The sequence below is a fragment of the Gramella sp. KN1008 genome, assembly GCF_004332155.1.
Lineage (GTDB): Bacteria > Bacteroidota > Bacteroidia > Flavobacteriales > Flavobacteriaceae > Christiangramia.
Window position 1 is genome coordinate 86901 of the sequence record NZ_SJDV01000007.1, and the last position, 25908, is coordinate 112808.

The window sequence follows — 25908 nt, forward strand, 5'->3', positions numbered from 1 at the left end:
AATTAAGATAGGAAAATTTGGATAATGGATTGTAATGAATTCTGGTCTTTTTGAAATTTTTTAACGGTAAGAGTTAGTTGAATTTCTTATTAATGTTTTTTGATTTTTTTAACATTAATTTCATGTCCTGAAAATTTAAAACCGAGTAATAATAAGGTTTTTCAGAAAGTAGATATTTTTATTAAGAAAAAATTATATATTAGTTGATGAAATTTTTTACATGAAAAAAGCCCCTCTCCTCCTATTATTTCTTTGGGTCTCTTATATCAACGCTCAGGAAAATATTGAATTCGAATCATATTCCTCTATTCAGGAAAAAGCTTCAGCAGCCGCAGAAGTTGGTGATTTTGAAAAGACAATCGAATTTCTGGAAAAAGTTAATAAGAATGATTCAATGTATATCACTTCTTTAGTTTCCAGATCTTATTATTTATCGCAGCTTAAGCGTTTTGATGAAGCTCTCTCCGTCATTGAAACAGGGTTAAATACAGATAAAGGAAAATTCACAAAAGCTTTTTACACCAATAAAGCTTTTGCCTTGTCCAATACTAATAGAAAAGAGAAAGCTCTTAAAGTTTATGATGAGGGACTGAAGATATTTCCTGTGGATGCCAGTTTAATGGTGAATAAAGCTATTTTGCTTGAAGAACTGGAACGGCATGATGAAGCCCTTCAACTGTATAAAAGAGCAATTTTTCTTAACCCGCTTGAAAAAAAGACACATATAAGACTTGGGCAAATGTGTTATAGACAACACAATTTGTCGCAGGCATTAATGTCGTTTAATTTCGCTATCCTGTTAGATCCCGATGGGGAAAATGCTTTTCCGCTTTTAAGGGCTCTAAACGAACTGGTGGTCGTTAAAAATGAAAACATTCCTGTTCCTGATTTTAGTGTTTCTAAAGATCAAGAGGCATTTTCTGAGCTTGATCTGATACTTGAAAACAAGCTCGCCCTAAATGATCGCTATGAAACAGGTTCAGATATACCGGTGCCACTTACAAAGCAGAATCATATGCTTTTTGAGCAATTAAAAAATGTAAAGAAAGAAGAGGGCTTCTGGACCGAAGTTTACCTGCCAATGTATGAGTGGATCTCCCAAAGTGATTATTTTGAGGATTTTACTTATACACTTTTATATTCAATCGAAAATCTGAATTATAAGAAGATAGTTAACCGTAAAACTGATGAGGTCAAGGAATTTTATGGTGCTTTTATTGAAAAATGGAAAGAAAATCTTCAAAAAAAGAGTCATGTATACATTTCTAATGAGAATTTAAGTGTGGCTTATTCGGGTACCCAACTTGATGGGATTGGACAAATAACCAAGGCGGGGCCTAAAGGTAAATGGGAATTTTATTCTGCGGAAGGACAGCGACTCGCAACGGGTGAATTTGACGAAAACGGAGAAAGAGAAAAATTATGGACCTGGTTTCATACCAACGGCAATATCAAAGAAACTGCTATGTATGTGAATGGAGAGGTTTCAGGAGAGAATATGCACTATTTTGAAGATGGAAGCCTTTATATTAAAACAAGCCTTAAAAATGAAAATTTAAATGGAGAGTACAAAGTATACAATGAATACGGGGCATTGATCCAAAAGAAATATTTTAAAGATAATGAGCTGGACGGTGAATTCAAGTCATATTTTAAAATCGGAGAGAAGTATCCTGAGATACAGGGTAATTATATAAACGGCAAGGCTGATGGCAAGGCTTATGAATATTTTGAGAATGGCGATGTATATACAGAAATGAATTTTAAAAACGACCTTAAGAACGGGGTTGAAAAATCTTTCTATCGCAATGGGAATGTTTATAAGGAAATGAGTTATAGGAATGGTGAACTCCAGGGTAAATTTACCGAATATCATCTTAACGGAGTCCTAAGTCAGGAAGGGTATTATTCAAACGGATTGCTCCAGGGAGAATGGAGGACCTACCATGAAAATGGTAATCTCGCAAGTGTCTCGAACTATCATGAAGGTTTGGCTCACGATCTTTATCAGGAATTTGATAAGGATGGCAAATTATATTTTGAATATGATTACAGAAAAGGAGAGATAATAGCATACAGGTTTTATGACAAAGATGAGAATGTCTTGGTAGATGAGCGAAAGAAAGGCGGGGAGTTTTATTATAAATCATTCACGCCACATAGGGAAAAGAATTCAGAAGGTCTTTATGATATTTCAGGAGGAAGAACAGGTGTATGGAAGTATTATGATGACAATGGAATATTAACCGAAAATGGAAACTACATAGACGATAAACCAAACGGCCTTGTAACGCTATATTTCAATTCAGGAAAGAAGGATTCAGAAGTTAACTATGTGAATGGAAAGATGCAGGGGTATGCAGTTTTCTATTTTCCTAATGGGCAAATACAAAATCATGGTTTGTATGAAAATGATCTCAAGCAAGGTGTGTGGAAAGAATATTATATTGACGGTACTCCAAAGGCCATAAACTTCTATCATGATAATGAGCTTCATGGGGAGCAAATTCTATTTGAAGCTTATGGTAAAAAATATATGACTGATCATTATAATTATGGGAAACTGGAGCATTCTATTGCCTTCATGCCTGAAGGTGCAGCTTACGACACAATCAGGTATAAGCAAAATAAAGATGAGTACATCGTTAAGACTCATTATCCTTCAGGTAGGCTAAAGAAATCCATAACTTATCTCCATGGCTATAAACATGGTGAATTCAAGGCTTACTCAGTGGAAGGAATTCTGGAAACGGAAGGCGATTATTTCAATAATCTGCAGCATGGAGAATGGACTGATTATAGAGAAAACGGAGATGTAATATTTAAGAGAAACTTCGAATATGGTTCATATAATGGCAAAAGTGAGGTGTTTTATGAGAACGGACAGTTAGATACTGAATATATCTATAACTATGGTATTGATACCGGTGTTTGGAAATCTTATCATGAAAATGGCGAGCAGGCAACTCAGATCCCTCATGAAAATGGTTCTGAGCATGGAGAATGGAAATTATATGATAACCAAGGAAACCTGCAGCTCATACGATATTATGAGTACGGTAGGCTTTTAGGGTATAGTTATCTCGACGGCGAGGGAGCTCTGAAGAAAATGATCCCGTTGAAAAATGAAACGGGAAAAATTGAAAGTTTCTATTCTAATGGTAATCCTTCCCGGGTATTTGAGGTAATTGGAGGTGATTTTCATAATAATTATAACACCTATTATTTCAATGGGCAATTAATGGAAGTAACACCATATAGTTATGGGCTACGCCATGGCTGGAATATAGAATATTATGAAAACGGTAAGAAGAAAACGGAAGCAGAATACCTTTTTGATAACCTTCATGGAATGAAAAAGGAATATTACCCGAATGGAACACTAAAGTCTGAAACTGTTTATAAGAATAATATAGAAGTAGGTCCTGCCATGTATTATGACTCTGAGGGAAAAATTAAAAAACGGGAAGAATTCTTGAATGGAGATGCAATAAAAGTTGAAAAATTTGAAGGATGAGAAAAGTAGTTATACTGGTTCTGGTTTTATTGGCTTTTCCTGTTTATGCTCAGTATTCACCAGAATTTAATCTTTACAAGGAGAAATATAAGGATGCCAACAAAGTTGTTCTTAACCGGGAGGTAACTATTCATATTTCCATTAAAAATGATGGTCTGGATATCTTCCAGGATAATATTGAGGAAACCCTTTATATGACTGATGGAGCCAATATGGCTGCGAGAGAAGACCTTAACTTTTCCTATTTCATCGAATTGAAGGATATCGAGGCCTTTACGACTATTTTTGATGGGAATAGACCAAAGAATTATGAAGTAGATAATTATATTCAGAAAGATAATCTGGATAATTCGTTTTACGATGACTCCAAGTCTGTCATTTTCCATTATCCCAATCTTAAAAAAGGAGCTAAAACTTACCTCAAATATTCAGAAAAGATCAAGAACCCAAGGTTTTTGGGGGCATTCTTTCTGGGAGACTTTTTTCCTATCGTGAATTCAAAATTCAATATTATCGCGGATAAGGAGATCGACTTGAATTTTAAAGAGTTTAATACAGAGGGTTTGGATATAAAATTTTCTAAGGAGGAGAAATGGGGTAATTACCATTACACCTGGAAGATTATAGACGTAGAAAGATTTAAGATCGAGGATCAATCTTCAAATTTTAGAAATGTTGTACCTCATATATTACCTATTATAACTTCTTATAAAAGTAAAACTGCAGATAAAAAAATACATTTATCGGGTAAAGTAGATCATTTGTACCAATGGTATCATTCGCTTGTAAAAGATTTAAACAAGGAAGAGCCTAGTGAGGAATTAAAAAAACTGGTAGAAAAACTTACCCTGGGTAAAAAGAATGAACTTGAAAAAGTAAGAGCAATCTATTACTGGGCACAGGAGAATATAAAATACATTGCTTACGAATATGCTCTTGGTGGTTTTGTTCCAAGAGAGGCCAACCTGGTTTTTGATCGTAAATACGGTGATTGCAAGGATAATTCAAGTATTTTAAAAGAGATGCTTGAGATTGCCGGGATTGATGGTAGATTAACCTGGATAGGTACCCGAAGTATTCCTTATAGCTATGATGATGTACCCACACCTGTGGTGGATAATCATATGATCCTCTCTTATAGAGCTCAGGATGGAAAACTTTATTTTCTTGACGCAACCGGAAGATTTAATCCCTTGGAGTACCCATCTTCATTTATTCAGGGAAAGGAAGCTCTTATCGAAAATGGAATTGATGGTTATATCCTTGAAAAAGTGCCTGTGGTGCCCGCTAGCCAGAATGTGATTACTGATATATCCGATCTGGAGATTAGTGGTGACGATATAAAAGGAAAGTCTTCAGCAACAATTACCGGGTACGGAAAGATGGATTATACCTTTTATTCGGAAGACCTGCAGACCGACTCAAAAATCAAGGATTTTTATAATCATATGTTCTTAAAAGGAAGTAATAAGTTTTTGATTGACAGTATTACTGAAACGAATCGTGACGATTATGATAAACCCCTGAAGGTTGATTACTCTTTCAGTATTAGCGATTACGTGAAGAATTTTGGGGAAGAAATATATCTTAACCTTAATTTAAATAAGGAAATAACCAGTTTTAAAATTACTAAGGAAAGAAAGGCAGATGTAGAATACGAGTATACCAAAACTTACGATATAACCAATAACCTTAAAATTCCGGCTGGTTATGAGGTGGAATATTTGCCTGAGAATATCCAAATTTCCAATGACTTTTTTTTCGCAAATATAACCTATGCTTACCAGGATGAGCAAATAGTATATCGATTCAAGTGTGTCCTGGACTTTATCCTGTTAACTCCTGAAGAGCAGTTGCAACTTAATGAGTTACTGGAAGATGTTGAGGAAGCCTTTAAAGAAGTGGTTATATTAAAACAAATCAATAGTTAATTTTATGAGACAACTTTCAATTTTATTATTCGTTCTTTTTGCTCAAAATATAATAGCCCAGGAGCCTTACTATAAAACTTTTGATTGGGAAGAAAAACCTGATTATGAAGTGGGTTCCCAACTCGATGAGACTATTATTGGTTTAAAGCATCATATTGTCACTGAGTTCTTTTTCACTCAAGATAATAGGCTTACAGAATATATGCTGGAGCATAATATTCTGCGGTTAAACTCAGACGATAAAATTGAAGAATATAATAAGATCTATTTGCCACACTCAAGTACTTCAAGGCTCATTGTAACTAAAGCCCGCGTAATCAATCCGGCCGGAAAAGTAATGGAACTGGACGAGTCCAAAGTACTTACGGCTCAGGACGAGGAGACAGGACAACAGTATAAATACTTCGCTTTTGAAGGAATTGAGAAGGGTAGTATTATAGATTATTATTATGTTATTGAACGCTTACCTGATTATAATGGAAATCGGTTAAACTTTCAATCCGGTTTTGAGAAAAAGAATGTGGAGTTCGATTTGTTCGCACCTTCTAATCTGATATTTAAATTTAAATCCTATAATGGTTTGCCAGAAGTTAAAAGTGTGGAGGAAGAAGGTAAACGTCATTGGAATTTTAAAGCTATTGATCTGGCAGCGCTTGAAGAAGAGGAACTTTCAGCCTATCAGGCATCCCGGGGTTTCATTATTTATAAATTAGATCAGAATACTACATCAGGCGTTTATGATATTTCTTCCTATAGTAATATGGCCCAGAATATTTATAATTTTTATTACAAGGAACAACCTCGAAAAATTGAAAAAAAGCTAGAAAAATTAGCAAAAGCAGTTTCCAGAGAGGGGAGTGATCTCGAAAAGGTGCGTAAACTGGAATACCTTATAAAAAATGAATTCTATATAGCTGAGGCGTCAAATGAAGATTTGGGGGATCTTGATAATATATTGGAAAAGAAGGTTGCAAGTGAGGTGGGTATTGTGAAACTCTATGCAGCACTCCTTTACAGTATGGGAATTAAGCATGAACTTGTCTTTACTACTGATCGCACTAATCTCAAATTCGATAAAGAATTTGAAGCTCAGAATTTTCTAACAGATGTTCTCTTATATTTCCCAAAAATGGATGTTTACATGTCTCCCACCGATATACCATCCAGGATAGGTTACCCTCCTGCAGTGCTTACAGATAACTATGGTCTTTTTATTAAAGAAGTTAAGGTAGGGGAGTTCAAATCAGCTTTAGGAGAAATAAGATACATTGATCCTATTACTTCGGATAAGACTGTTGATAAGATGGCAATTCATGTAGAATTTGATAAGAAAGATATGTCCACTACAAAAATAGATATGGAAAAAAGCATGAGCGGATATTACGCAATGTACTTTCATCCGTTCATGAACCTTATAGATAAGGAAAACAGGGATGAGTTAGTGGAAAACTTTGCAAAAAGCATGAACGAGGATATAAATGTAACCAAAAAAGAAATCGTAAACGGCGATCCTCAGCTTTTTGGGATTAAGCCATTAAAATTTGTGATAAATGCAAATTCAGATGCTTTTATGCAAAAAGCGGGCAACAGATACCTTTTCAATGTGGGAGCTTTAATAGGAAAGCAAATAGAAATGTATCAGGAAAAGAAAAGAGTATTGCCTCTGGAGAATGAGTTCACGCGTAGTTATTTTCGTACTATAGACGTTGCAATTCCTGAAGGTTATGAGATTGTTAATCTCGAAGATATAGTAATAGAAAACTCATATTTTGAGGGGGATGAAGAAGTATTTTCCTTTGAATCTGGTTATGAAATGGAAGGGAACATCTTAAAGATTTTTGCAGATGAACACTATAAAAGGAATATGGTTGATACCGAACACTTTCAGGAATACCGGAAAGTAATTAATAGTGCTGCTGATTTTAATAAAATCACTCTGGTCCTGAAACCAAAAGCATAGTAATAAATAGCCCGGTTAGCCGGGCTATTTATTTGGTCCCAATTTGAACTTTCTAAAGATATCCCAGGTCTTTCCATTGTGTTTTAAGATAAAAAGCTCTTCAACTTTGAAAGATGCCGAATATTCCCGGTCTTTAAAATCATTCCATACGTCCGGAAAAGTGCTTCTTTTAAGGTCCCGGGTGGCGAGGGTTATGTGTGGGTGGATATTTGAAGAGATCTCATGGCTTTTGAGATCAAGAAACTTCAGGATAAGATCCTGAAGTTTTCTATGCAATTCATTAAAAGGCGCATGATCTTCGAACTTTACGAAGATCACATTCTTTGCAAATTTTCCGAAGCCATTAACTTCCACGTCAAAGCCCAGGTTCTGCCTGCTGAATTTTTCAATTTTTTTTATGAGGATATTTTCCTTTTTTTTCTCCATTCTGAATGGAATTTGAAGGGTAATGTGCGCGGGAAGTTTTAAAGCATGCTTTATATTGTGTCTGGATTTGATCTCCTTCTTTAATGCATCAATTTCACCCCTGATATTAGCCGGCGGCATGAGTGCAATAAAATAGAGTGGCCTGTGGGCATTTATTGACATCCTGTTATTTTATGCCTATAATCCTTAACGGACCGCCGCTTCCACCTTTGATCTTCATAGGTAAAGCGATCACGGTAAAACCTGTTGCAGGAAGCTGGTCCAGGTTAGCAACATTCTCAAAAGCAGGTACATTCTGAGTCATTAAGGCGACATGCGTTGCAAAGTCCTGGGACTGGCCAAAGTCTATACTGGCGGTATCTATTCCAACCGCCTTGATCTTTCTGTTTGTAATAAGCCATTCTGCAGCTTCTGCTGAAAGTCCCGGAAAATGTAGTTCTTTTACTGCCTCCGGACCTCTTTTATCAGTACCTAGATATTTTGAAGCATCGGGATAGTAGCTGCCATATCCTGTTTCAAAGAGTACAATGGCAGCATGTGGAATGGAACCATGCTTTTCCTCCCATTCGGAGATGTCTTCCAGGCTTATTAAATAATCAGGGTTTTTAAGGGCTTTTTGAGATACATCAACTTTCACCGCATTCCCTATAAGGTTTTCCAGAGGGATCTCATCTACGGTCTGTGCATCTTCAGCGAAATGTATGGGAGCATCTATATGAGTACCCCCATGTTCCGCAGTTTCAAAATTATTTGCAGAATAATAATAACCCTGGCCGGTTTTTCCTTTGGTGACTTCTTCCAGCGAAAACTCCTTAGCGGTGACCCAATACACGCTTTCTTCCGAAAAGGAATGTGTAAGATCTATGATCTCTCCATTTCTTAACTGGGCTTTACAAAGTTGCATGGCCAGTAGAAGGGATATAAAAACTAAATATTTCATGATATAATCTTTAACTAATTTGACTGCGCGTTCCAGTTAGCCTCTGTATAAGCTGCCATGCGTTTTGTAAAGGCTTCAGGTTCTTCGGCATAGATCAATTCGCCTTTTAGCTTTGCAGTACTGCGAAGGTGGTCGCTGTACTCTCTTACCAAAGCATGGATCAATTCTGCATGGCTTGGGTCCTTAAGGCCAAACGCATCTTTATTTAGCCTTTCCTTCAGAACCATAAGATCATGATCATTGCCAAGCAGATCGGCCAGTTCGTGAATTTCTGCTTCAAAACTACCGAACAGCTCGGGCCAGGTATCCTGAAGTAACAGAATCTGATACCACAGATACTTTACTCTTTTTCGCCATTCATGAAAACTTTCTTTAGAAGGATTTTCATAAGCTTCTTTCAGAGCATTCTTTCCTCTTTTATAGACTCGCTGAATGCTGGGCAGGATAATCTGGATATCATTGCTGTCTACCGGCCATTTTACGAGCTCATTTTTAGCATAATCAAGCTTTCCGGGAAGATGTTCTGAAAAGAAATTTTCCTTCCTGAGTTCCCCTTCCATCTTATCCCTTTCCTTTTCAATATTCTTTATTACCGTATTGAAGAAGTTTACATAAAGATAATTGCCATAGCGTTCTCTTATGGCTTCCATAGTTTCAATATGAGCGGTAAGATCTCTTAATTCGGCAAGTTCTCTTCCAAGATCGCGATAATAGATATTTACAGATTTGTAATTTTCTTCCCCCATGTCGTCCCTTACCAGTCGGGCAAGGGCACGGAGTTTCTTAAGGCGTTTTCGGATATCATGTACGGCCTCATGAATATTTAGGGTGTTAAGCGAGCTAAGACATCCGTCAACCTCTTCAGCAGCCACATAAGTGATATTTTTCTTTAAGCTTTTATCCTTTTCAAGTTTGTAGGTCATTTCCCGATTTTCGTATTAAGATACCTAATTGGACTTACAGAACAGGTTATGATTTTATTAAAATTAGAAAGCCTGGAATGAAAATTATTCCGGATTTGATTTTCTAATATGGAATATGGATGAGATACATAATTATTAGCTTCTTCTTTTGAGAGATTAAGGTAAAAAAAGACTGGTTACCTGTAGCACTGAATAAAAAAAGCAGCCAATCGGCTGCTTTTCTATTTTAATTCTTTTCTACAAGTTTACCGGAGTCTTCAAAGTCCATTACAACCTGATGCCTTGTGAGGTCTTCGAAAGTCTCCCGCTCTCTGATCAGGTGAGCTTTGCCTTTATACCAGAGAACTTCCGGTGGGCGATATCTTGAGTTAAAGTTACTGGCCATGGAGAAAGAGTAAGCCCCCGCATTGCTGAAGCTAAGAATGTCACCTTCCCTTATTTCCGCGATCTGGCGATTGCTGCCAAATGTATCGGTCTCACAGATATATCCAACCACACTGTAGAACCTTTTTTTTGCATCGGGATTTGAAATATTTTCAATGTGATGATGAGAGCCATAGAACATTGGTCTTATCAAATGATTAAATCCGGTATCGACTCCCGCGAATACGGTGGATGTTGTCTGCTTGATCACGTTAACCTTCGCGAGGAATTTACCTGCTTCGCTAACCAGGTATTTGCCCGGTTCAAAAGCAAGGGCCAGCTCTCTTCCATATTCCTTGCAAAACTTATCGAATTTTTTGGTAAGCTGAGCTCCCAGATCTTCGATATCGGTCTCTATATCCCCTTCTCGGTAAGGTACTTTAAATCCGCTTCCAAAATCGATAAACTCCAGTTCCTTAAAATTCTTTGCCGCCTCAAAAAGTATTTCGGAAGCATACAGGAAGACACCTATATCTAAAATATCACTTCCTGTGTGCATGTGGATGCCATTGATATGCATTCCTGTATTTTCAACAATGCGAAGCAGATGTGGCATCTGGTGAATACTTATGCCGAATTTAGAGTCAATATGACCAACAGAGATCTTTGAATTGCCTCCCGCCATTACATGAGGATTGATCCTTATACAAACGGGAATTTCGGGATGCCTGCTTCCAAATTGCTCTAGTATGGAGAGATTGTCTATGTTTATCTGAGCTCCAAGTTTTACCACTTCTTCGATCTCTTCAAGCGAAACTCCATTGGGTGTATAGATTATCTTCGAAGGATCAACTCCTGCTTCTAATCCCAGTCTCACCTCCTGAACCGAAACGGTGTCAAGTCCACAGCCCAGGGAATTTAATAGTTTCAGAATAGAAATATTTGAAAGCGCTTTCACGGCATAATGAATTCGGAGTTCATTTACCTTAAATGCAGAAGTAAGTCTTTTATATTGCGAAATGATCTTTTCTGCATCATAGACGTATACTGGGCTGCCAAATTCGTCGGCTATTGCGAGGAGGTCCTTCTGAGTCATTCTTTTATAAAAATTTTGGGTAAAAATACTTTACTTATTGCTTGTTAGACAAGCCATGGCTCAAATATAACCGATTTATATTATTTGTTATTTCCATGAAAGCAATATCCGTAATAAGCTTATGGAAAAAAGATTTAAGCAAAAGGAATAAATTCTGTGGAAACAGCCCATATTTTCAAGAGTTAAGAAGCTCAAAAAAGATTGGTACAATAGTATGTATTTGTTACTTTTGCTCTCCGATATTAATCAAGAAGAAATAGCTGATTATGAATATACACGAATATCAAGGAAAAGAAATATTAAGCAGCTTCGGGGTACGCACTCAGCGTGGTATCGTGGCAAGAAACGCTAAAGAAGCAGTGGATGCTGCAAAAGAACTAACCGAGCAAACCGGGACCGGATGGCATGTGATCAAGGCTCAGGTGCACGCCGGAGGCCGTGGGAAAGGCGGTGGTGTTAAGCTTGCCAAGAACCTTAAAGAAGTAGAAGATATAGCAGGAGATATCATAGGGATGAATCTCGTGACTCCGCAGACTTCTGCCGAAGGTAAGAAGGTTCACCAGGTGCTTGTGGCCGAAGATGTTTATTATCCGGGAGATAGTGAGCCGGAAGAATATTACATGTCCGTACTCCTAAACCGTTCTACAGGTAGAAATATGATCATGTATTCTACTGAAGGTGGTATGGATATAGAAACTGTTGCTGAAGAGACTCCGCATCTTATCTTTACCGAAGATATTGATCCTGCTACAGGATTGCTTGGATTCCAGGCCCGTCGTATCGCTTTCAATCTTGGATTGAGCGGACAGGCATTTAAAGAAATGGTGAAATTCGTGATGGCTTTATACAAGGCCTTTGAAAAATCAGATTCTTCCCTTTTCGAGATCAACCCGGTGTTGAAGACTAGTGATGATAAGATCCTTGCCGTTGATGCAAAGGTGACTTTAGATGATAATGCTCTTTTCCGTCATAAGGATTATGCAGAAATGAGAGATATTCGTGAGGAGAATCCAACCGAGGTGGAAGCCAAGGAAGTTGGGTTGAACTATGTTGACCTTGACGGAAATGTTGGGTGTATGGTGAATGGTGCCGGACTTGCTATGGCAACCATGGACCTTATTAAAATGGCAGGTGGTGAGCCGGCCAACTTCCTTGATGTTGGAGGTACCGCTGATGCGAAAAGAGTTGAAGAGGCTTTCAGGCTTATTCTAAAAGATGATAAGGTTGAGGCTATTCTCGTAAATATCTTTGGAGGGATCGTTCGTTGTGACCGTGTGGCACAGGGGATAGTTGATGCCTATAAGAATATGGGGGACGCTATAAATGTTCCTATTATCGTGAGATTACAGGGGACTAATGCTGAAAAGGCCAAAGAACTTATAGATAACAGTGGGCTTAAGGTTTACAGTGCCGTTGAGTTTAAAGAAGCGGCAGATAAAGTTCAGGAAGTACTCTCTTAAATAGAATATTTTTGAAAAATAAGAACCCTCACAAATGTGAGGGTTTTTTTATTCATCAACCCGAATAAGCTTTTACAAAACAATTCTCCATTTAAGTAGTCCTTTTTTGACAAAAATCCAGTTAAAGTGCTAAATATTTGCAAAAACCCATGCTAAAGTGGCTTTTTTTATTAGTTATTAACCGAAAACGTTTTAGTTTTTTCCGAAATTAGGTTATCGTTTTGAAATGGAATAGCTTTGAGCGTGATGAGTGAAAATATAAGAAATATAGCGGTCTTAACCTCGGGAGGAGATGCTCCCGGAATGAATGCCGCCATCAGGGCCGTAGTGCGTGCCTGCTCGTTCTATCAACTTGAATGTACGGGCGTATATAGAGGGTATCAGGGGCTTATTGAAGCCGATTTTGAAAAACTGGATGCTCGTTCGGTTAGAAATATTATCAATAAAGGAGGGACTTTCCTGAAATCTACACGTTCTGAAGAATTCAAAACTAAAGAAGGTAGAAAAAAAGCTTACGAAAATCTCAAGGCTAATAGTATAGACGCCCTTGTCGTAATTGGGGGAGACGGAACCTTTACGGGAGGCCAGCTCTTTAGTCAGGAATTTAATTTTCCTATAGTAGGAATTCCTGCAACCATAGATAATGACATAAACGGGACAGATTATACCTTAGGCTATGATACCGCCCTTAATACTGTGGTGGAAGCCATAGATAAGATTCGCGATACTGCAAGTTCACATAACAGGCTCTTCCTTATTGAAGTAATGGGAAGGGATGCCGGTGATATTGCCCTTAACAGCGGAATAGGAGCAGGGGCTGAGGAGATCCTTATACCCGAGGAGAACCTTGGGGTTGAGCGGATGCTGGAATCCCTGAGAAAAAGTAAGACCTCTGGTAAGACTTCAAGCATCATTGTGGTGGCTGAAGGAGAAAAGAGCGGAAAGAACATCTTTGAGCTTGCCACTTACATAGAGGAAAACCTTGATGACTATGAAATAAGGGTGTCGGTACTGGGGCATATTCAGCGTGGAGGTTCTCCAAGTTGTTTTGACCGGGTTCTGGCAAGTAAACTGGGCGTGGGCGCGGTAGAAGCCCTTATGGACGGAAAATCTGAGGTTATGGTGGGGCTTCATCACCAGAAAGTGGTAACTGTAGACCTGGTTACCGCTATTAAAGGAGAAGCAAAAATTGATAATGAATTACGAAGGGTGGCAGACATCACTTCGGTATAATTAAAAACCAAAGAAAATGAGTACAAAAATTGGAATTAACGGATTTGGGCGTATTGGAAGGATAGCTTTCAGAATTGCCGCTCAAAATGAAAATGTAGAAGTAGTAGCTATAAATGACCTGCTGGATGTAGATCACCTTGCATATTTACTGAAATACGATTCGGTACATGGAAAATATAAAGGTTCTGTTGAAGTTAAGGATGGAGATCTGTTCGTTGACGGTAATAAGATAAGAGTAACTTCAGAAAAGAACCCGGCAGATCTAAAATGGAGTGATGTTGGAGTAGAAGTGGTTCTTGATTGTACCGGAATTTTCACCGATAAGGATAATGCTAAGGCTCATTTGGATGCTGGAGCCAAGAAAGTAGTGATCTCTGCGCCTTCTAAAACAGCGCCGATGTTCGTGATGGGAGTGAACCATCAGGATGTAACGGCTGATGATCATATTGTATCTAATGCTTCCTGTACGACCAACTGTCTTGCTCCACTTGCAAAAGTGATCGATGATGAATTTGGTCTTGTAGAGGGGCTTATGACTACGGTGCACGCTACAACTTCTACACAGTATACAGTTGATTCTCCTTCTAAAAAGAATTTCAGACTGGGACGTAGTGCAATGGCTAATATTATTCCTAGTTCTACCGGTGCGGCAGTAGCTGTAACAAAAGTAATTCCTTCTTTAAAAGGTAAATTAACAGGAATGGCATTCAGAGTACCAACTACAGATGTTTCTGTGGTGGATTTAACGGTACGTACCGAAAAGAATGCTTCTTACGAAGATATTAAAGCAGCTTTCAAAAAGGCAGCAGATGGACCGTTTAAAGGAGTTATCTCATATACAGACGAAGAAGTGGTTAGTCAGGATTATGTTTCTGATCCTCATACCTGTAACTTTGATGCCGGAGCTGGAATAGCGCTTAATGATAATTTCTTTAAGTTAATTGCATGGTATGATAACGAATATGGCTATTCTGCCAAACTGATTGATCTTGCTGTTCACGTGGCATCTCTTTAAACTCATTATACCTTAAGATAGTTCAGTTTAAAAGTATATTATTTATTAATTTTACCGCTTTAAACTGAATTATCTTCAGTTTATTCACTAATTATAAAGGAACGCATGATATTAATCGCAGATGGAGGTTCCACAAAGTGCGACTGGATACTTCTAAATAATGAAGGAGAACAGGTTTTCAAGACAAGAAGTAAGGGACTCAATCCGGCCGTATTTCAGGAGGCCGTTCTTGAAGAAAGACTTGCAGAAAACCCGGAGCTGTCTGAAGTAAAGGATAAAATTGAAAAAATACATTTTTATGGAGCCGGTTGTGGTACTCCCACGCCCCGCGAATTGCTTCGAAGTATTATAGCCAACTATTTTACGAATGCCGATGAGGTTCTGGTAATGGAAGATACCGTTGCTGCGGTACATGCCGCGACCACAGAGCCGGGCATCGTTTGCATACTGGGCACGGGATCTAACAGTTGTTATTATGATGGTGAAAATATCCATCAGGCTGTTGACTCTCTTGGTTATATTCTGATGGATGAGGCCAGCGGAAATTATTTCGGAAAAAGGCTTATAAGGGATTACTATTATAAGAGAATGCCCCCGGAGATAGCTGAAAAGTTCGAGCAGAAGTTCGATCTTAATTCAGATACGATAAAGATGAATCTTTATCGCAAAGAAAATCCCAATACCTATCTTGCTAATTTTGCTGAATTTATTTTCACCAATGAGCGGAACGGTTATTTCTATAAGTTGCTTCACGAAGGTATCTCAGATTTTATTCATTCAAGAGTACTTTTATATCCTCAGGTAACTTCGGTGCCGGTTCACTTTATAGGAAGTATCGCTTATTTTAGTGAAGATATCATCAGGGCTGTCTTACAACCATATGGTATTAAGCTGGGAAATATTGTGCGCCGTCCAATAGATGGATTAATTGAGTACTACAGAGAAAAGGTTATAAAAGTTTCATAGGACAATTACTCATTTTTTGAATAAAAGAGACCCGCCTAATGGCGGGTCTCTTTCGTTTTAAGATAATTTTAGGATAGGTTTAAGATATCTCTCGCTTAAATTGCTTAAAAACAAAAATTAAGTTAAATTTAAGCTTTATTTTATTGATAATGAGACGCGCAGCAGAAATAATAAAACAGAATAGTAATAGGATAATGGATGAGTGGGAGCAATCGGTAAAACAGGAGATTGAAGCATCCAATATGTCCAGTCTTGCGGTTCGTAATCAATTACCAAATCTCCTGGACGATATTTCTGAAATTATGATCAGGTATGATAATTTTAAAGGCATTAATAACCAGGAAGAGTACCAGGAGGTCATAAAAAACAGTCTTGACCATGGAAGGCACCGGGCGACTTCCTCCCATTATACGGTAAAACAGATATTAAAGGAATATGTAGTTTTTCACCGAATACTTACCGAAATTTTAATTGAACATAATGTTTACACTAAAGAAGTAGGGATCATACTAAAGTATACTCTTGAAAATGCAATGCTCAATTCGGCCAGTTCCTTTAGTGATTCTTTGCAGGAAATGCGCGAAAAACTTGTAGGTACTCTTGCTCATGATATTCGCACTCCTATTTCTACTGCCTATTTCGCATTGGATATCCTGCGACCGGGTGAGTCTGAAGAAAGGTTTGTGAATATTAAATCTATGGGAATGAAGAGCTTGGAGAAGTCCCTAGAACTCCTTGAAGGTCTTCTTGATGCGATCAGCGTACAGGCTGGTGAAGGGATTACTCTCAACTTTGAAGAAATTGATTTGGTGAAGGAACTTAAATGGGTTTATAATGAAGCTTCACAGATATATACGAATGAAATTGGATTTAAGTGTGACTCAGAAAAGATAACAGGTATTTTCGATGGAACTGCAATCAGAAGGGTTGTAGAGAATCTGGTTACTAACGCGGTTAAATATGGCTCGCATAGTACGCCCGTTACAATCACCGTAGAAGATAAAGATGACGAGGTGATCATAAAAGTTCATAATTACGGGAAGCCTATTGCCAAAAAGAACCAGTCAGAAATTTTTAAATTCCTTAATCGTGGTCGTAATGTCCAGGCAGGAAATCTTGAAAGCTGGGGGATGGGACTTACACTTGTTAAAAGTGTGGCCCAGGCCCACGCAGGAAAAGTAGGTCTGGAAAGTGATGAAGAGCACGGAACCACATTTTCAATTAGCCTTGGTAAACAGTCAAATTCCCCGGGTAAGATTCGTACTGAATTGAACTATTCTCAGAACTGATTTACCATCTGTAATTCAGTTAGTTAACATCCAATAACATTAAAAATATTTTGATTGCGTATGGGAAAATAAATTACATTTAGCCCAAACAAAATTAGATGCTGGTAAAGGTTTTTGGAAGCGCGGTCTTCGGGGTCGAGGCTACCACTATTACGGTGGAGGTTAATGTCACCGCGGGTATTGGTTATCATTTAGTCGGCCTGCCGGATAATGCGGTGAAAGAATCAAGTTATCGTATTACCGCAGCCCTTCAGAATAACAATTTTAAGCTTCCTGGAAAGAAGATTATTATAAATATGGCTCCGGCCGACCTTCGAAAGGAAGGCTCGGCATACGATCTTACTTTCGCGCTTGGTATCCTTGCAGCATCTCAGCAGATCAAGGCTGAGAATATTGCTGACTATCTTATTATGGGAGAGCTTTCGCTGGATGGTAGCCTGCAACCTATTAAAGGAGCACTTCCCATTGCAATTCAGGCCAGGAAAGAAGGATTCAAGGGGTTTATTCTGCCTACACAAAATGCGCAGGAGGCAGGTATTGTATCAGGACTTAAAGTCTATGGTGTGGATAATATCACCCAGGTTATCGAATTTTTTAATGATAACCGGGAGTTGGAAATCACTGAGATAAATACCCGGGAAACCTTTTTTAATAATCTGAATACTTTCGAATATGATTTTGCCGATGTAAAAGGTCAGGAATCTATCAAACGTTGTATGGAGATTGCAGCCGCCGGAGGTCATAATATTATTCTAATTGGTCCACCGGGTGCAGGTAAGACCATGCTGGCAAAACGCCTGCCGAGTATCCTTCCTCCAATGACCCTGCAGGAAGCCTTGGAAACCACGAAGATCCATAGTGTGGCAGGAAGGATTAAAGATCATGTGGGATTGATGTCTCACCGGCCCTTTAGAAGCCCTCATCATACAATTTCTGATGTTGCTCTTGTGGGAGGTGGCGCTTATCCCCAACCGGGAGAGATTTCTCTTTCACATAATGGAGTTTTATTCCTGGATGAACTTCCGGAATTCAAAAGAGGTGTTCTGGAGGTAATGCGTCAACCTCTGGAAGATAGAGAGGTTACTATTTCGCGTGCTAAATTTACGGTTACCTATCCTTCAAGTTTTATGCTCGTCGCAAGTATGAATCCAAGTCCCGGAGGCTATTTCAACGATCCCGGCGCCCCGGTGACATCCAGTGCGGCTGAAATGCAGCGCTACCTGAGTAGAATAAGCGGCCCCCTGCTGGATCGTATTGATATACATATTGAAGTTACTCCTGTACCCTTTGAAAAACTTAGCGAAGAAAGAAATGGAGAAAGTAGCGTCAAGATACGAGATCGCGTTACAAAAGCCCGGGAAATGCAGGCAGAAAGATTCAGGGATAATGAAAATATACATTATAATGCTCAGATGGGATCAAGACAGATCAGGGAGTTCTGTGTTCTGGACGATGCTTCGAAGCAATTGCTGAAAACCGCTATGGAACGGCTTAATCTTTCCGCAAGGGCTTACGACCGCATATTAAAGGTTTCCCGAAGCATCGCCGATCTGGAACAGAGTGAATCCATAAAGGGAGATCACTTGAGCGAAGCCATACAGTATCGAAGTCTGGATCGCGAGGGCTGGCTTGGCTGAATATCTTCAGTTTTAATTAACTAATCCTTGAAAGGATTTTTATATTTTTGGTAAATCCGTGAACGATTGGCCAATATAAACCTGGTTTAAATTCGGTAACCAATAACCTAATCTAATGAAACGACTTATTCCTGTAATTATCTGTCTTGTACTTGCCGCTTGTAAAGGCGATAAAGCCGATGTCGAAAAAAAGAATGGTATTTCGACCGATAGTATAACCGAAGATATAAATAAGATCATGGCTCCCGAACCCGTGACCCTTACCATAGAGGAAGCTAATGAGCTCGTTGAGCTGCCTCTTAACTGTATAGATACCGAGTATCCTAACAAACTTGGCCAGACACTGGAAAATAAAGAGGCCATTGGTGAACCTCATGAGCTGCATCCTGCTTTTTATGGCTGTTTTGACTGGCATTCATCCGTACATGCACACTGGTCTCTTGTTAGTCTGTTGAAGCAGTTTCCTAAAATGGAAAAAAAGGAGGCTATTAGGGAAGCATTGCAAAATTCTCTTTCAGCAGAAAACATTCAGGGGGAACTGGCTTATTTCAACAGGGCTGAAAGTGACTCGTATGAACGTACCTATGGCTGGGCCTGGCTATTGAAACTTGCTGAAGAATTAAGAACCTGGGAAGATGAACTTGGCCAGGAGCTTGCCAATAATCTACAGCCATTAACAGATCTTATAGTGCAGAGATATATTGAGTTCCTGCCAAAACTGAATTACCCTATCAGGGTGGGAGAACATACAAATACTGCTTTTGGACTTGCTTTCGCCTATGATTATGCTCAAACCACCGAAAATGAAAAACTCCGTGAGACGATTGCCAAGAGAGCCCAGGAATTTTATCTTAAGGATGATAACTGTCCTGTGGAATGGGAACCTAGCGGATATGATTTTCTGTCTCCATGCCTTTCAGAAGTAGATATTATGAGGAGAGTTCTTCCTAAAAATACTTTTAGCATGTGGATAGACGATTTTATGCCCCAGCTTAAAAACAAAGACTTCGCGATGGAAGTAGGAGAGGTATCAGATCGTTCTGATGGTAAACTGGTACATCTTGACGGACTTAATTTTAGCAGAGCCTGGGTTTTTTACGGACTGGCAAATCAATATCCTGAACAATTCGGACACCTTGAATCTGTAGCACAGGAACATATTGCCTACTCTTTTCCAAATGTGGTAGGTGACAGTTATGAAGGTGGGCACTGGCTGGGAACTTTTGCTATTTATGCCTTGCAGCAGGCGGGGAATAAGAAAAAAGAGTGAAGAACTTTTTCAGGAATCTGGGGCCCGGGATATTAGTTTCGGCGGCCTTTATCGGGCCGGGAACTGTCACGGTATGTAGCCTTGCCGGGGTTAATTTTGGCTATTCCCTCCTGTGGGCTCTTCTCATCTCCGTATTCGCATGTATCATTCTCCAGGAAATGTCGGCCAGACTTGGTTTGATTTCCGGCAAAGGATTAAGCGATTGTATACGGGAAGAAATGAAAGTTCCTTTCATTAGAATTATAACGCTCATTCTTATTTTCCTGGCTATCGTGATTGGAAATGCAGCCTATGAGGCTGGTAATATCACAGGTGCCGTCCTGGGTCTGGAAGCTGTTTTTCCTTCTGTTAGCTTCAATTTTGGAAGTTTCAGTTTTAATATCTGGAGTTTGGTAATTGGTGGTATTGCATTTATCCTTCTTTTTTTAGGAAGCTATAAGAAACTTGAAAAAGTCTTTATAGGCCTTGTCCTTCTTATGAGCATAGCGTTCATTCTGACGGCTTTTTTGACAAAACCCAATATCTCCGGCATTTTTGAAGGTTTTATACCGGGAAGCTTTGATGCAGGCCTGCTTACCATCATTGCCCTCGTAGGAACCACTGTGGTCCCATACAACCTGTTTTTGCATGCTTCATTGGTGAGTGAAAAATGGAAAGGGGCTAAATATATTGGAGCTGTTCGCAAGGAGCTGGTGTTTTCTATCGGGCTGGGTGGTCTTGTTTCAATGGCGATCGTTGTTTGTGCTGCAGCCTCGGGTATAGATAGCCTTGAAGACGCAGGTGATCTGGCTGCAGGTCTGGAACCTCTCTTTGGCAACTCAGCGACTATATTTCTGGCAATGGGGCTATTGGCCGCCGGGATCACATCTTCTATTACGGCACCTTTGGCAGCCGCATATGTAGTTCAGGGGTGTCTGGGGTGGAAAGGAGGCATGCAGTCTAAAAAATTCAGGCTGGTTTGGGTACTCATTCTCATTCTGGGGGTTCTTTTCTCCTCTTTGGGGATCAAACCTGTTGAAATCATTCAATTTGCACAAATTGCCAACGGTCTTGTGCTGCCAATCATCGCAATTTTCTTATTTTGGATAGTAAATCAAAGTTCGGTTCTGGGGGAGTATAGAAACAGCATTTTTCAAAACCTGGTTGGTTTTGTGGTTATTGCTCTTGCTGTTTTTCTCGGAGCCAAATCTATTTTTAGCGTAATTCAGAATATTTAATCAAGATGAAAAAGACCGTTCATATTAACTGTGATCTCGGGGAAGGAGGAAAGTTCGATGAAGAACTTATGCCACTTATCTCAGCCTGCAACATTGCCTGTGGCGGGCATGCGGGTAATTTGGAAAGTATGCATCGCACCGTGAGACTCGCTATGGAGCATAATGTTGAAATCGGTGCGCACCCCTCATATCCTGACAGGGAAAACTTCGGAAGGAATTCCGTTGAAATGTCTGACGAAGATCTTAAACTTTCCATTGAAGGACAGGTATTAAGTCTTAAACAGATAAGCGAATCTGAAGGTGGAAAACTTACCCATATCAAACCTCACGGAGCACTTTATAATGATGCGGCTAAAGACGAAAATATTGCCAGGATCATTCTTGAGAGCCTGGAAATTCTGGAGGATGATATTAAACTTTACGTGCCTTTAAATTCGAAAATTTCGAAGCTGGCGATGGGAAAATTCGACCTGGTTTTTGAGGCTTTTGCAGACCGGAAATATAATGAAGATTACAGCCTTGTTTCCCGCTCTGAAACTGACGCTCTGATCACCGAAAAAGAAGCAGTTTTTCAACATGTTTTTACTATCTTCAAAGACCATAAAATCGTGTGTCGGAACGGCGTAAAAGTCGAAGCAAAAGCCGATACTTTTTGTGTGCACAGTGATACACCTTCTTCTCTTGAAATCATTCAATTTCTTCACAGGAAATTTGCCGAACACGAAGTGCGAATAAAGAATACTTAATGCAAGATTTTCCTGAAATATCGCCCATGGGAGAGAGGGCAATTTTGATCGAATTTGGTCAGAATTACAGCTCGGAAGGACTTCGTAAGCTGCTTTTCTATAAGGATTTGATTGAAAATTATTCAGTTAAAGAAAAGCTTGAAGTTATTAATACATATTCCTCGATATTAATTAGTTACATGTTTACTATAGAGGATGTTTATGGTGAAATATCACGATTAAAAGGCTTAATTTCACAAGCGAATATACCAAAAAACCTTAACTCTCAAATTTTTCATTTACCGGTATGCTATGATGTGGATTTTGGGCTTGATCTTGAGCTGATCTCAGCAGAAAAAAATCTTTCTATTGATGAGATAATTGAGCTTCATTACGCTCCACTTTACCAGGTTTATTTTATCGGGTTTTTACCAGGTTTTTTATACCTCGGTGGACTAGACAAAAAGCTTCAGATTTCAAGAAAAGATACACCTAGAAAATCTGTAGAAAAAGGAGCTGTTGGGATAGGTGAAAATCAGACCGGAATTTATCCAAAATCCAGTCCCGGGGGATGGCAGATAATTGGTAAATGTCCCGTTATTTTTTTCGATAAAAATCAGGATCCTCCGTCTCCTTTTTCCCCAGGGGATATGGTTAGGTTTTTTCCTGTTCCGAAAAAGCAATTTTTTGAAATCGAGCGTCAGATAAAGAAAGGTAGTTACGAGTTAAAGACTGAGGTTTATGAAGCAGGAAATTGAAGTTTTACAGCCAGGTCTGTTTTCCTGTATCCAGGATCTGGGAAGGTTCGGATATCAGAAATACGGAGTTCCACAAAGTGGGGTGATGGACAGGTATGCCATGAGGCTTTGTAATTTAATATTAGGAAATCCACAGGAGGCTGCAGTAATGGAAATCACTTTTCAGGGACCGCAATTAAAATTTGGGGCCCCGGCACTTATCTGTATTTGTGGAGCTGACCTCTCTCCGCAATTAAATAGAAATCCATTACCAATGGGTGAAATGATTCATGTGTCTGCCGGGGAGGTTCTTAGTTTCGGAAACAGGCAATCTGGTTTCAGGGCTTATTTGGGAATCAAGGGGGGATTTAAGTCTGAAATGCTTATGGGAAGCCGGAGCTGGTATGAAGGACTTACCGAACACTTACGGTTAAAAAAAGGAATGCGTCTTATTTTTGATTCCGGTGAAGCCGGAAACAGGGAGACACATTCTCATTTAAAAATAGATCTAGATTATCTACAGTCAACAGAAATAGAGGCCTATCCTGGCCCTGAATTTGAAAAATTGTCCCGGCAGGAACAGAAAAATCTGTTACAGGATTCTTTTAGTATCCATAAAAGTAGTAACCGAATGGCAATTCAGATGGTAGAGACCTTTGAGAACCAGCTTGAATCTATAATCACAGGGCCGGTGGTTCCGGGAACCGTTCAACTAACACCTTCAGGAAAACTAATAGTTCTTATGAAAGACTGTCAGACTACTGGTGGCTATCCCAGGGTACTTCAGCTGTCGGAAATCGGACAGCAGGTCCTTTCCCAAAAAATGCCAGGAGAAAAAATAAGGTTCAGAAAACTAGATTATTAGGAGATTCTGTGCTAAATTAGAGTAGTTATGGTGGGGCAAAAAATGAATGGATTTGGTTGCGGAATATAGAAAGACTCTACTCAGAACTATAAAGCAACTTAAGCAAAAATTTTTTGCCCCAATTTTCTTTATTTTCTAAAAGACATTGCAAATTAGATGCTTATATAAAATAATGCAAGGGGGAGAACCCCCATTTTTTTTATAGGCCTAATAGTTATTTTTTCTTAAAGCAGCTTAATGGTTCCTATGGTTTATAGGTTTAAACTATTTCTGAAATATGTCCTTTAATAAACCAAGTATCAGTATGTATTGGTGGGTAATATCCTGAGGGAAAATAAGCGGTAGAAAAAACTGGAGAAAAGTAGAATATTAAGATATTCTGTGCTAACTTGTAGTAATATACTTCCTTTAAAAGGGGCAAAAAATAAAAAAGTGTCACTTTGGTATTGAAGTTATAGAAAAGACCCTACTCAGAACTATAACAAAACCTTAGTCGACACTTTTTTGCCCCAAAACACTTTAGCTTTACTAAAATGACTTGACCAAATGTATTAGAGCCACTACAGTTGAGCAAGGGGAAAATTCCCCTTTTTCTATTTCCTATATAGATTTAAACTTAAATATTTCTATTTTTAACATATTACTAACCTTAAGACCATATTTGGTCTTCCAAAAACCATATTATGAAACGACCAGCCAAATGTATTACTATTGAAAAAGCAAGAGTGCTTCAAAAGAAGTGGCGAGATACCAGGGGAAAGTTATTTGAAGAAAATGAGAAATACCAGGATTCCTGTGAAGTGTGGTATAGTCTGGATGAGCTTCAGGAATATATTAATTATGTACGCGACCTTTCTGCTGAGCAGGGAGTAGAGCGGCCAGGAATAAGTATCTGGTTAGGAGCGGAAGATAATAAAGGTAAAAAAGATGGACTCTCAACTGTTTTCCTTTCTGCCACAAAAGAATCATCGGCTTCGGAAAATGCAGTAGTAGAGAATAATTCAGGATCCTCTGATGTGGTGTTGGCCCTTACCTCAGAGAGTTATGAAACTAATTATGAAATTGATGCTTATAATGATGGAGGCGTAGGCTGGCCACCACAGAAATTTTAAACTTTTGAATTTTGTGGGATTATATAATTGAGCACAGTCTTTACCTTACCTATATTTTTGAGTTATTGGCTGCGACTGCGGGGGTGTTTTACCTGGTGAAAAGGAAGAAGTTAGAGTTTGCCGAGAAGCTTTTAGTAGCTTATCTAATTTTTATTTTCGTTTTTGATCTGTTTGGAATAAGTTTTTACTTATATGGCGGTTTTTACGATTTTAAACATGTCGAGTTTGTGAAGGGAACCGTTTTTGAAAATAATTCCTGGCTTTACAACAGTTTGGCGATAATTACTTCTTCTATTTATACTCTTTATTTTGCGTTGCAATTAAGATCTGCAAGGATAAAACGATCTCTTTTTTATTTGATCGGATTATTTGTGGTTACAGGCATAATGAGTTTTTTTATAAGCGATAATTTTTTTGAAACCACCTCTTCCTATGTATATATTTTTGGAGCCTTAATGATTAGCTTGTCTATAGGAGTATATTATATTGAATTAATTAAGACAGATCGAATATTGGAATTTAAAAAGGAGTTAGCGATATTCATTTCTATTGGACTCCTGGTTTATAAATTAAGTATAACACCTCTTTTTATTTTTACAAAATATACCCAGGTAAGCGATGAGTTTTTTTTGATTTTTACCTGGTCTATTAAAATAGCCAATATATTTATGTACTCAATATTTACTTATGGCTTTATCAGGAGTACGTATAGAGTAAGCACGAAAAGTTATAATCTTCCAACTTAGATTACTTAAGTATTTAGTGGTAGAGTATTGCCTAGAGAAGATATATTCATTTGTTAAAGCTAAAGAATTGTGGGAAATAATTATTGAAAATCGACTCTATCCAACTTATATAGTTGAGCTAATCGCAGCAGTTTCAGGGCTTTTTTATCTAATCGTAAAAAAGCCGGTTAACAGGGCAGACAAGCTTATAGTTTTTTGTCTGAGTTTTATCTTTATAACCGATCTTACGGGTTTTCTCTATGCGCTGTACACTATAGTCTATGATTATAAATATATAGAGTTTTTAAAGGATACTCCATTTAAAAGTGTTTTTTGGATTTACAACGTCCTGACACTTATTTCATCTTCAATGTTCACTTTATATTTCTGAAAAATGAATAAAGGCGTTATTCCCAGCTGGTAAATAAGCAGGCCAATTGAAATAAAAAGTGGCAACTCTCTTTGAAAATTGAGTATCCTATCTGTTCTTACTAATTCCAG

At 38.5% G+C, this 25908-nt stretch carries 20 protein-coding genes; 16 read left to right on the forward strand and 4 right to left on the reverse strand.

The features are described 5' to 3' along the window. Positions 1-220 precede the first annotated feature (220 nt). From EZJ28_RS13205 to EZJ28_RS13215, 3 genes are read left to right on the forward strand one after another with little or no spacing between them, the layout of a single operon-like run. Positions 221-3517: a toxin-antitoxin system YwqK family antitoxin gene (locus EZJ28_RS13205; RefSeq protein WP_131398648.1), complete on the forward strand. Its 3297-nt coding sequence runs from the start codon at positions 221-223 to the stop codon at positions 3515-3517. Continuing rightward, positions 3514-5448 (forward strand): transglutaminase domain-containing protein, encoded by a 1935-nt coding sequence (locus EZJ28_RS13210; RefSeq protein WP_131398650.1) that lies wholly within the window; start codon positions 3514-3516, stop codon positions 5446-5448. The genes EZJ28_RS13205 and EZJ28_RS13210 overlap by 4 nt, the downstream gene beginning before the upstream one ends. Before the next feature lie 4 nt (positions 5449-5452). Continuing rightward, entirely contained in the window at positions 5453-7408 is a 1956-nt protein-coding gene (locus EZJ28_RS13215; RefSeq protein ID WP_131398652.1) for a DUF3857 domain-containing protein, read from the forward strand. Between the two features lie 24 nt (positions 7409-7432). Here EZJ28_RS13215 and EZJ28_RS13220 read toward each other — a convergent pair whose 3' ends face one another. The 4 genes from EZJ28_RS13220 to lysA form a co-directional block, all read right to left on the reverse strand. Further along, positions 7433-7996 (reverse strand): 2'-5' RNA ligase family protein, encoded by a 564-nt coding sequence (locus tag EZJ28_RS13220; protein WP_131398654.1) that lies wholly within the window; start codon positions 7994-7996, stop codon positions 7433-7435. Positions 7997-8000: 4 nt separating this feature from the next. Next, positions 8001-8774, reverse strand: coding sequence for a cyclase family protein (locus tag EZJ28_RS13225; protein ID WP_131398656.1), 774 nt, complete (start codon positions 8772-8774; stop codon positions 8001-8003). 14 nt (positions 8775-8788) lie between these two features. After that, a complete protein-coding gene (locus tag EZJ28_RS13230; protein WP_131398658.1) occupies positions 8789-9697 on the reverse strand; it encodes a CHAD domain-containing protein in 909 nt (302 codons plus the stop codon). A 226-nt stretch (positions 9698-9923) separates the two neighbouring features. Further along, positions 9924-11156 (reverse strand): diaminopimelate decarboxylase, encoded by a 1233-nt coding sequence (gene lysA, locus EZJ28_RS13235; RefSeq protein ID WP_131398660.1) that lies wholly within the window; start codon positions 11154-11156, stop codon positions 9924-9926. Between the two features lie 266 nt (positions 11157-11422). Between lysA and sucC the strand changes: the two genes are divergently transcribed. The 13 genes from sucC to EZJ28_RS13300 all read left to right on the forward strand — a co-directional run bounded on the left by sucC (position 11423) and on the right by EZJ28_RS13300 (position 25428). Then, a complete protein-coding gene (gene sucC, locus EZJ28_RS13240) occupies positions 11423-12616 on the forward strand; it encodes an ADP-forming succinate--CoA ligase subunit beta (RefSeq protein WP_131398662.1) in 1194 nt (397 codons plus the stop codon). A 246-nt stretch (positions 12617-12862) separates the two neighbouring features. Beyond that, on the forward strand, positions 12863-13849 hold the full coding sequence (gene pfkA / locus EZJ28_RS13245) for a 6-phosphofructokinase (protein WP_131398664.1): 987 nt from the start codon (positions 12863-12865) through the stop codon (positions 13847-13849). Between the two features lie 16 nt (positions 13850-13865). Next, positions 13866-14864 (forward strand): type I glyceraldehyde-3-phosphate dehydrogenase, encoded by a 999-nt coding sequence (gene gap / locus EZJ28_RS13250; RefSeq protein WP_131398666.1) that lies wholly within the window; start codon positions 13866-13868, stop codon positions 14862-14864. A 105-nt stretch (positions 14865-14969) separates the two neighbouring features. After that, complete coding sequence (locus EZJ28_RS13255; protein ID WP_131398668.1) at positions 14970-15830, forward strand: BadF/BadG/BcrA/BcrD ATPase family protein; 861 nt, start codon at positions 14970-14972, stop codon at positions 15828-15830. A 149-nt stretch (positions 15831-15979) separates the two neighbouring features. Further along, positions 15980-17119 carry a sensor histidine kinase KdpD gene (locus EZJ28_RS13260; RefSeq protein WP_131398670.1) on the forward strand — a complete coding sequence of 380 codons (1140 nt, stop codon included), beginning with the start codon at positions 15980-15982 and terminating at the stop codon, positions 17117-17119. A gap of 98 nt (positions 17120-17217) precedes the next feature. Further along, entirely contained in the window at positions 17218-18756 is a 1539-nt protein-coding gene (locus tag EZJ28_RS13265; RefSeq protein ID WP_131398672.1) for a YifB family Mg chelatase-like AAA ATPase, read from the forward strand. Between the two features lie 115 nt (positions 18757-18871). Continuing rightward, complete coding sequence (locus EZJ28_RS13270; RefSeq protein ID WP_131398674.1) at positions 18872-20026, forward strand: DUF2891 domain-containing protein; 1155 nt, start codon at positions 18872-18874, stop codon at positions 20024-20026. Continuing rightward, positions 20023-21243: an Nramp family divalent metal transporter gene (locus EZJ28_RS13275; RefSeq protein ID WP_131398676.1), complete on the forward strand. Its 1221-nt coding sequence runs from the start codon at positions 20023-20025 to the stop codon at positions 21241-21243. Before EZJ28_RS13270 ends, EZJ28_RS13275 begins: the two co-directional genes overlap by 4 nt. A gap of 5 nt (positions 21244-21248) precedes the next feature. Further along, positions 21249-21989, forward strand: coding sequence for a 5-oxoprolinase subunit PxpA (gene pxpA, locus EZJ28_RS13280; RefSeq protein ID WP_131398678.1), 741 nt, complete (start codon positions 21249-21251; stop codon positions 21987-21989). Positions 21990-22015: 26 nt separating this feature from the next. Beyond that, positions 22016-22726 (forward strand): 5-oxoprolinase subunit PxpB, encoded by a 711-nt coding sequence (gene pxpB, locus EZJ28_RS13285; RefSeq protein WP_242670124.1) that lies wholly within the window; start codon positions 22016-22018, stop codon positions 22724-22726. Continuing rightward, positions 22710-23570, forward strand: coding sequence for a biotin-dependent carboxyltransferase family protein (locus EZJ28_RS13290; protein WP_131398682.1), 861 nt, complete (start codon positions 22710-22712; stop codon positions 23568-23570). Before pxpB ends, EZJ28_RS13290 begins: the two co-directional genes overlap by 17 nt. Positions 23571-24253: 683 nt before the next feature. Then, the gene (locus tag EZJ28_RS13295; RefSeq protein WP_131398684.1) at positions 24254-24682 is read left to right on the forward strand and encodes a hypothetical protein; all 429 of its coding nucleotides are present in this window, start codon (positions 24254-24256) and stop codon (positions 24680-24682) included. Between the two features lie 11 nt (positions 24683-24693). Continuing rightward, positions 24694-25428, forward strand: a complete 735-nt coding sequence (locus EZJ28_RS13300; RefSeq protein WP_131398686.1) for a hypothetical protein — start codon at positions 24694-24696, stop codon at positions 25426-25428. Positions 25429-25908 lie beyond the last annotated feature (480 nt).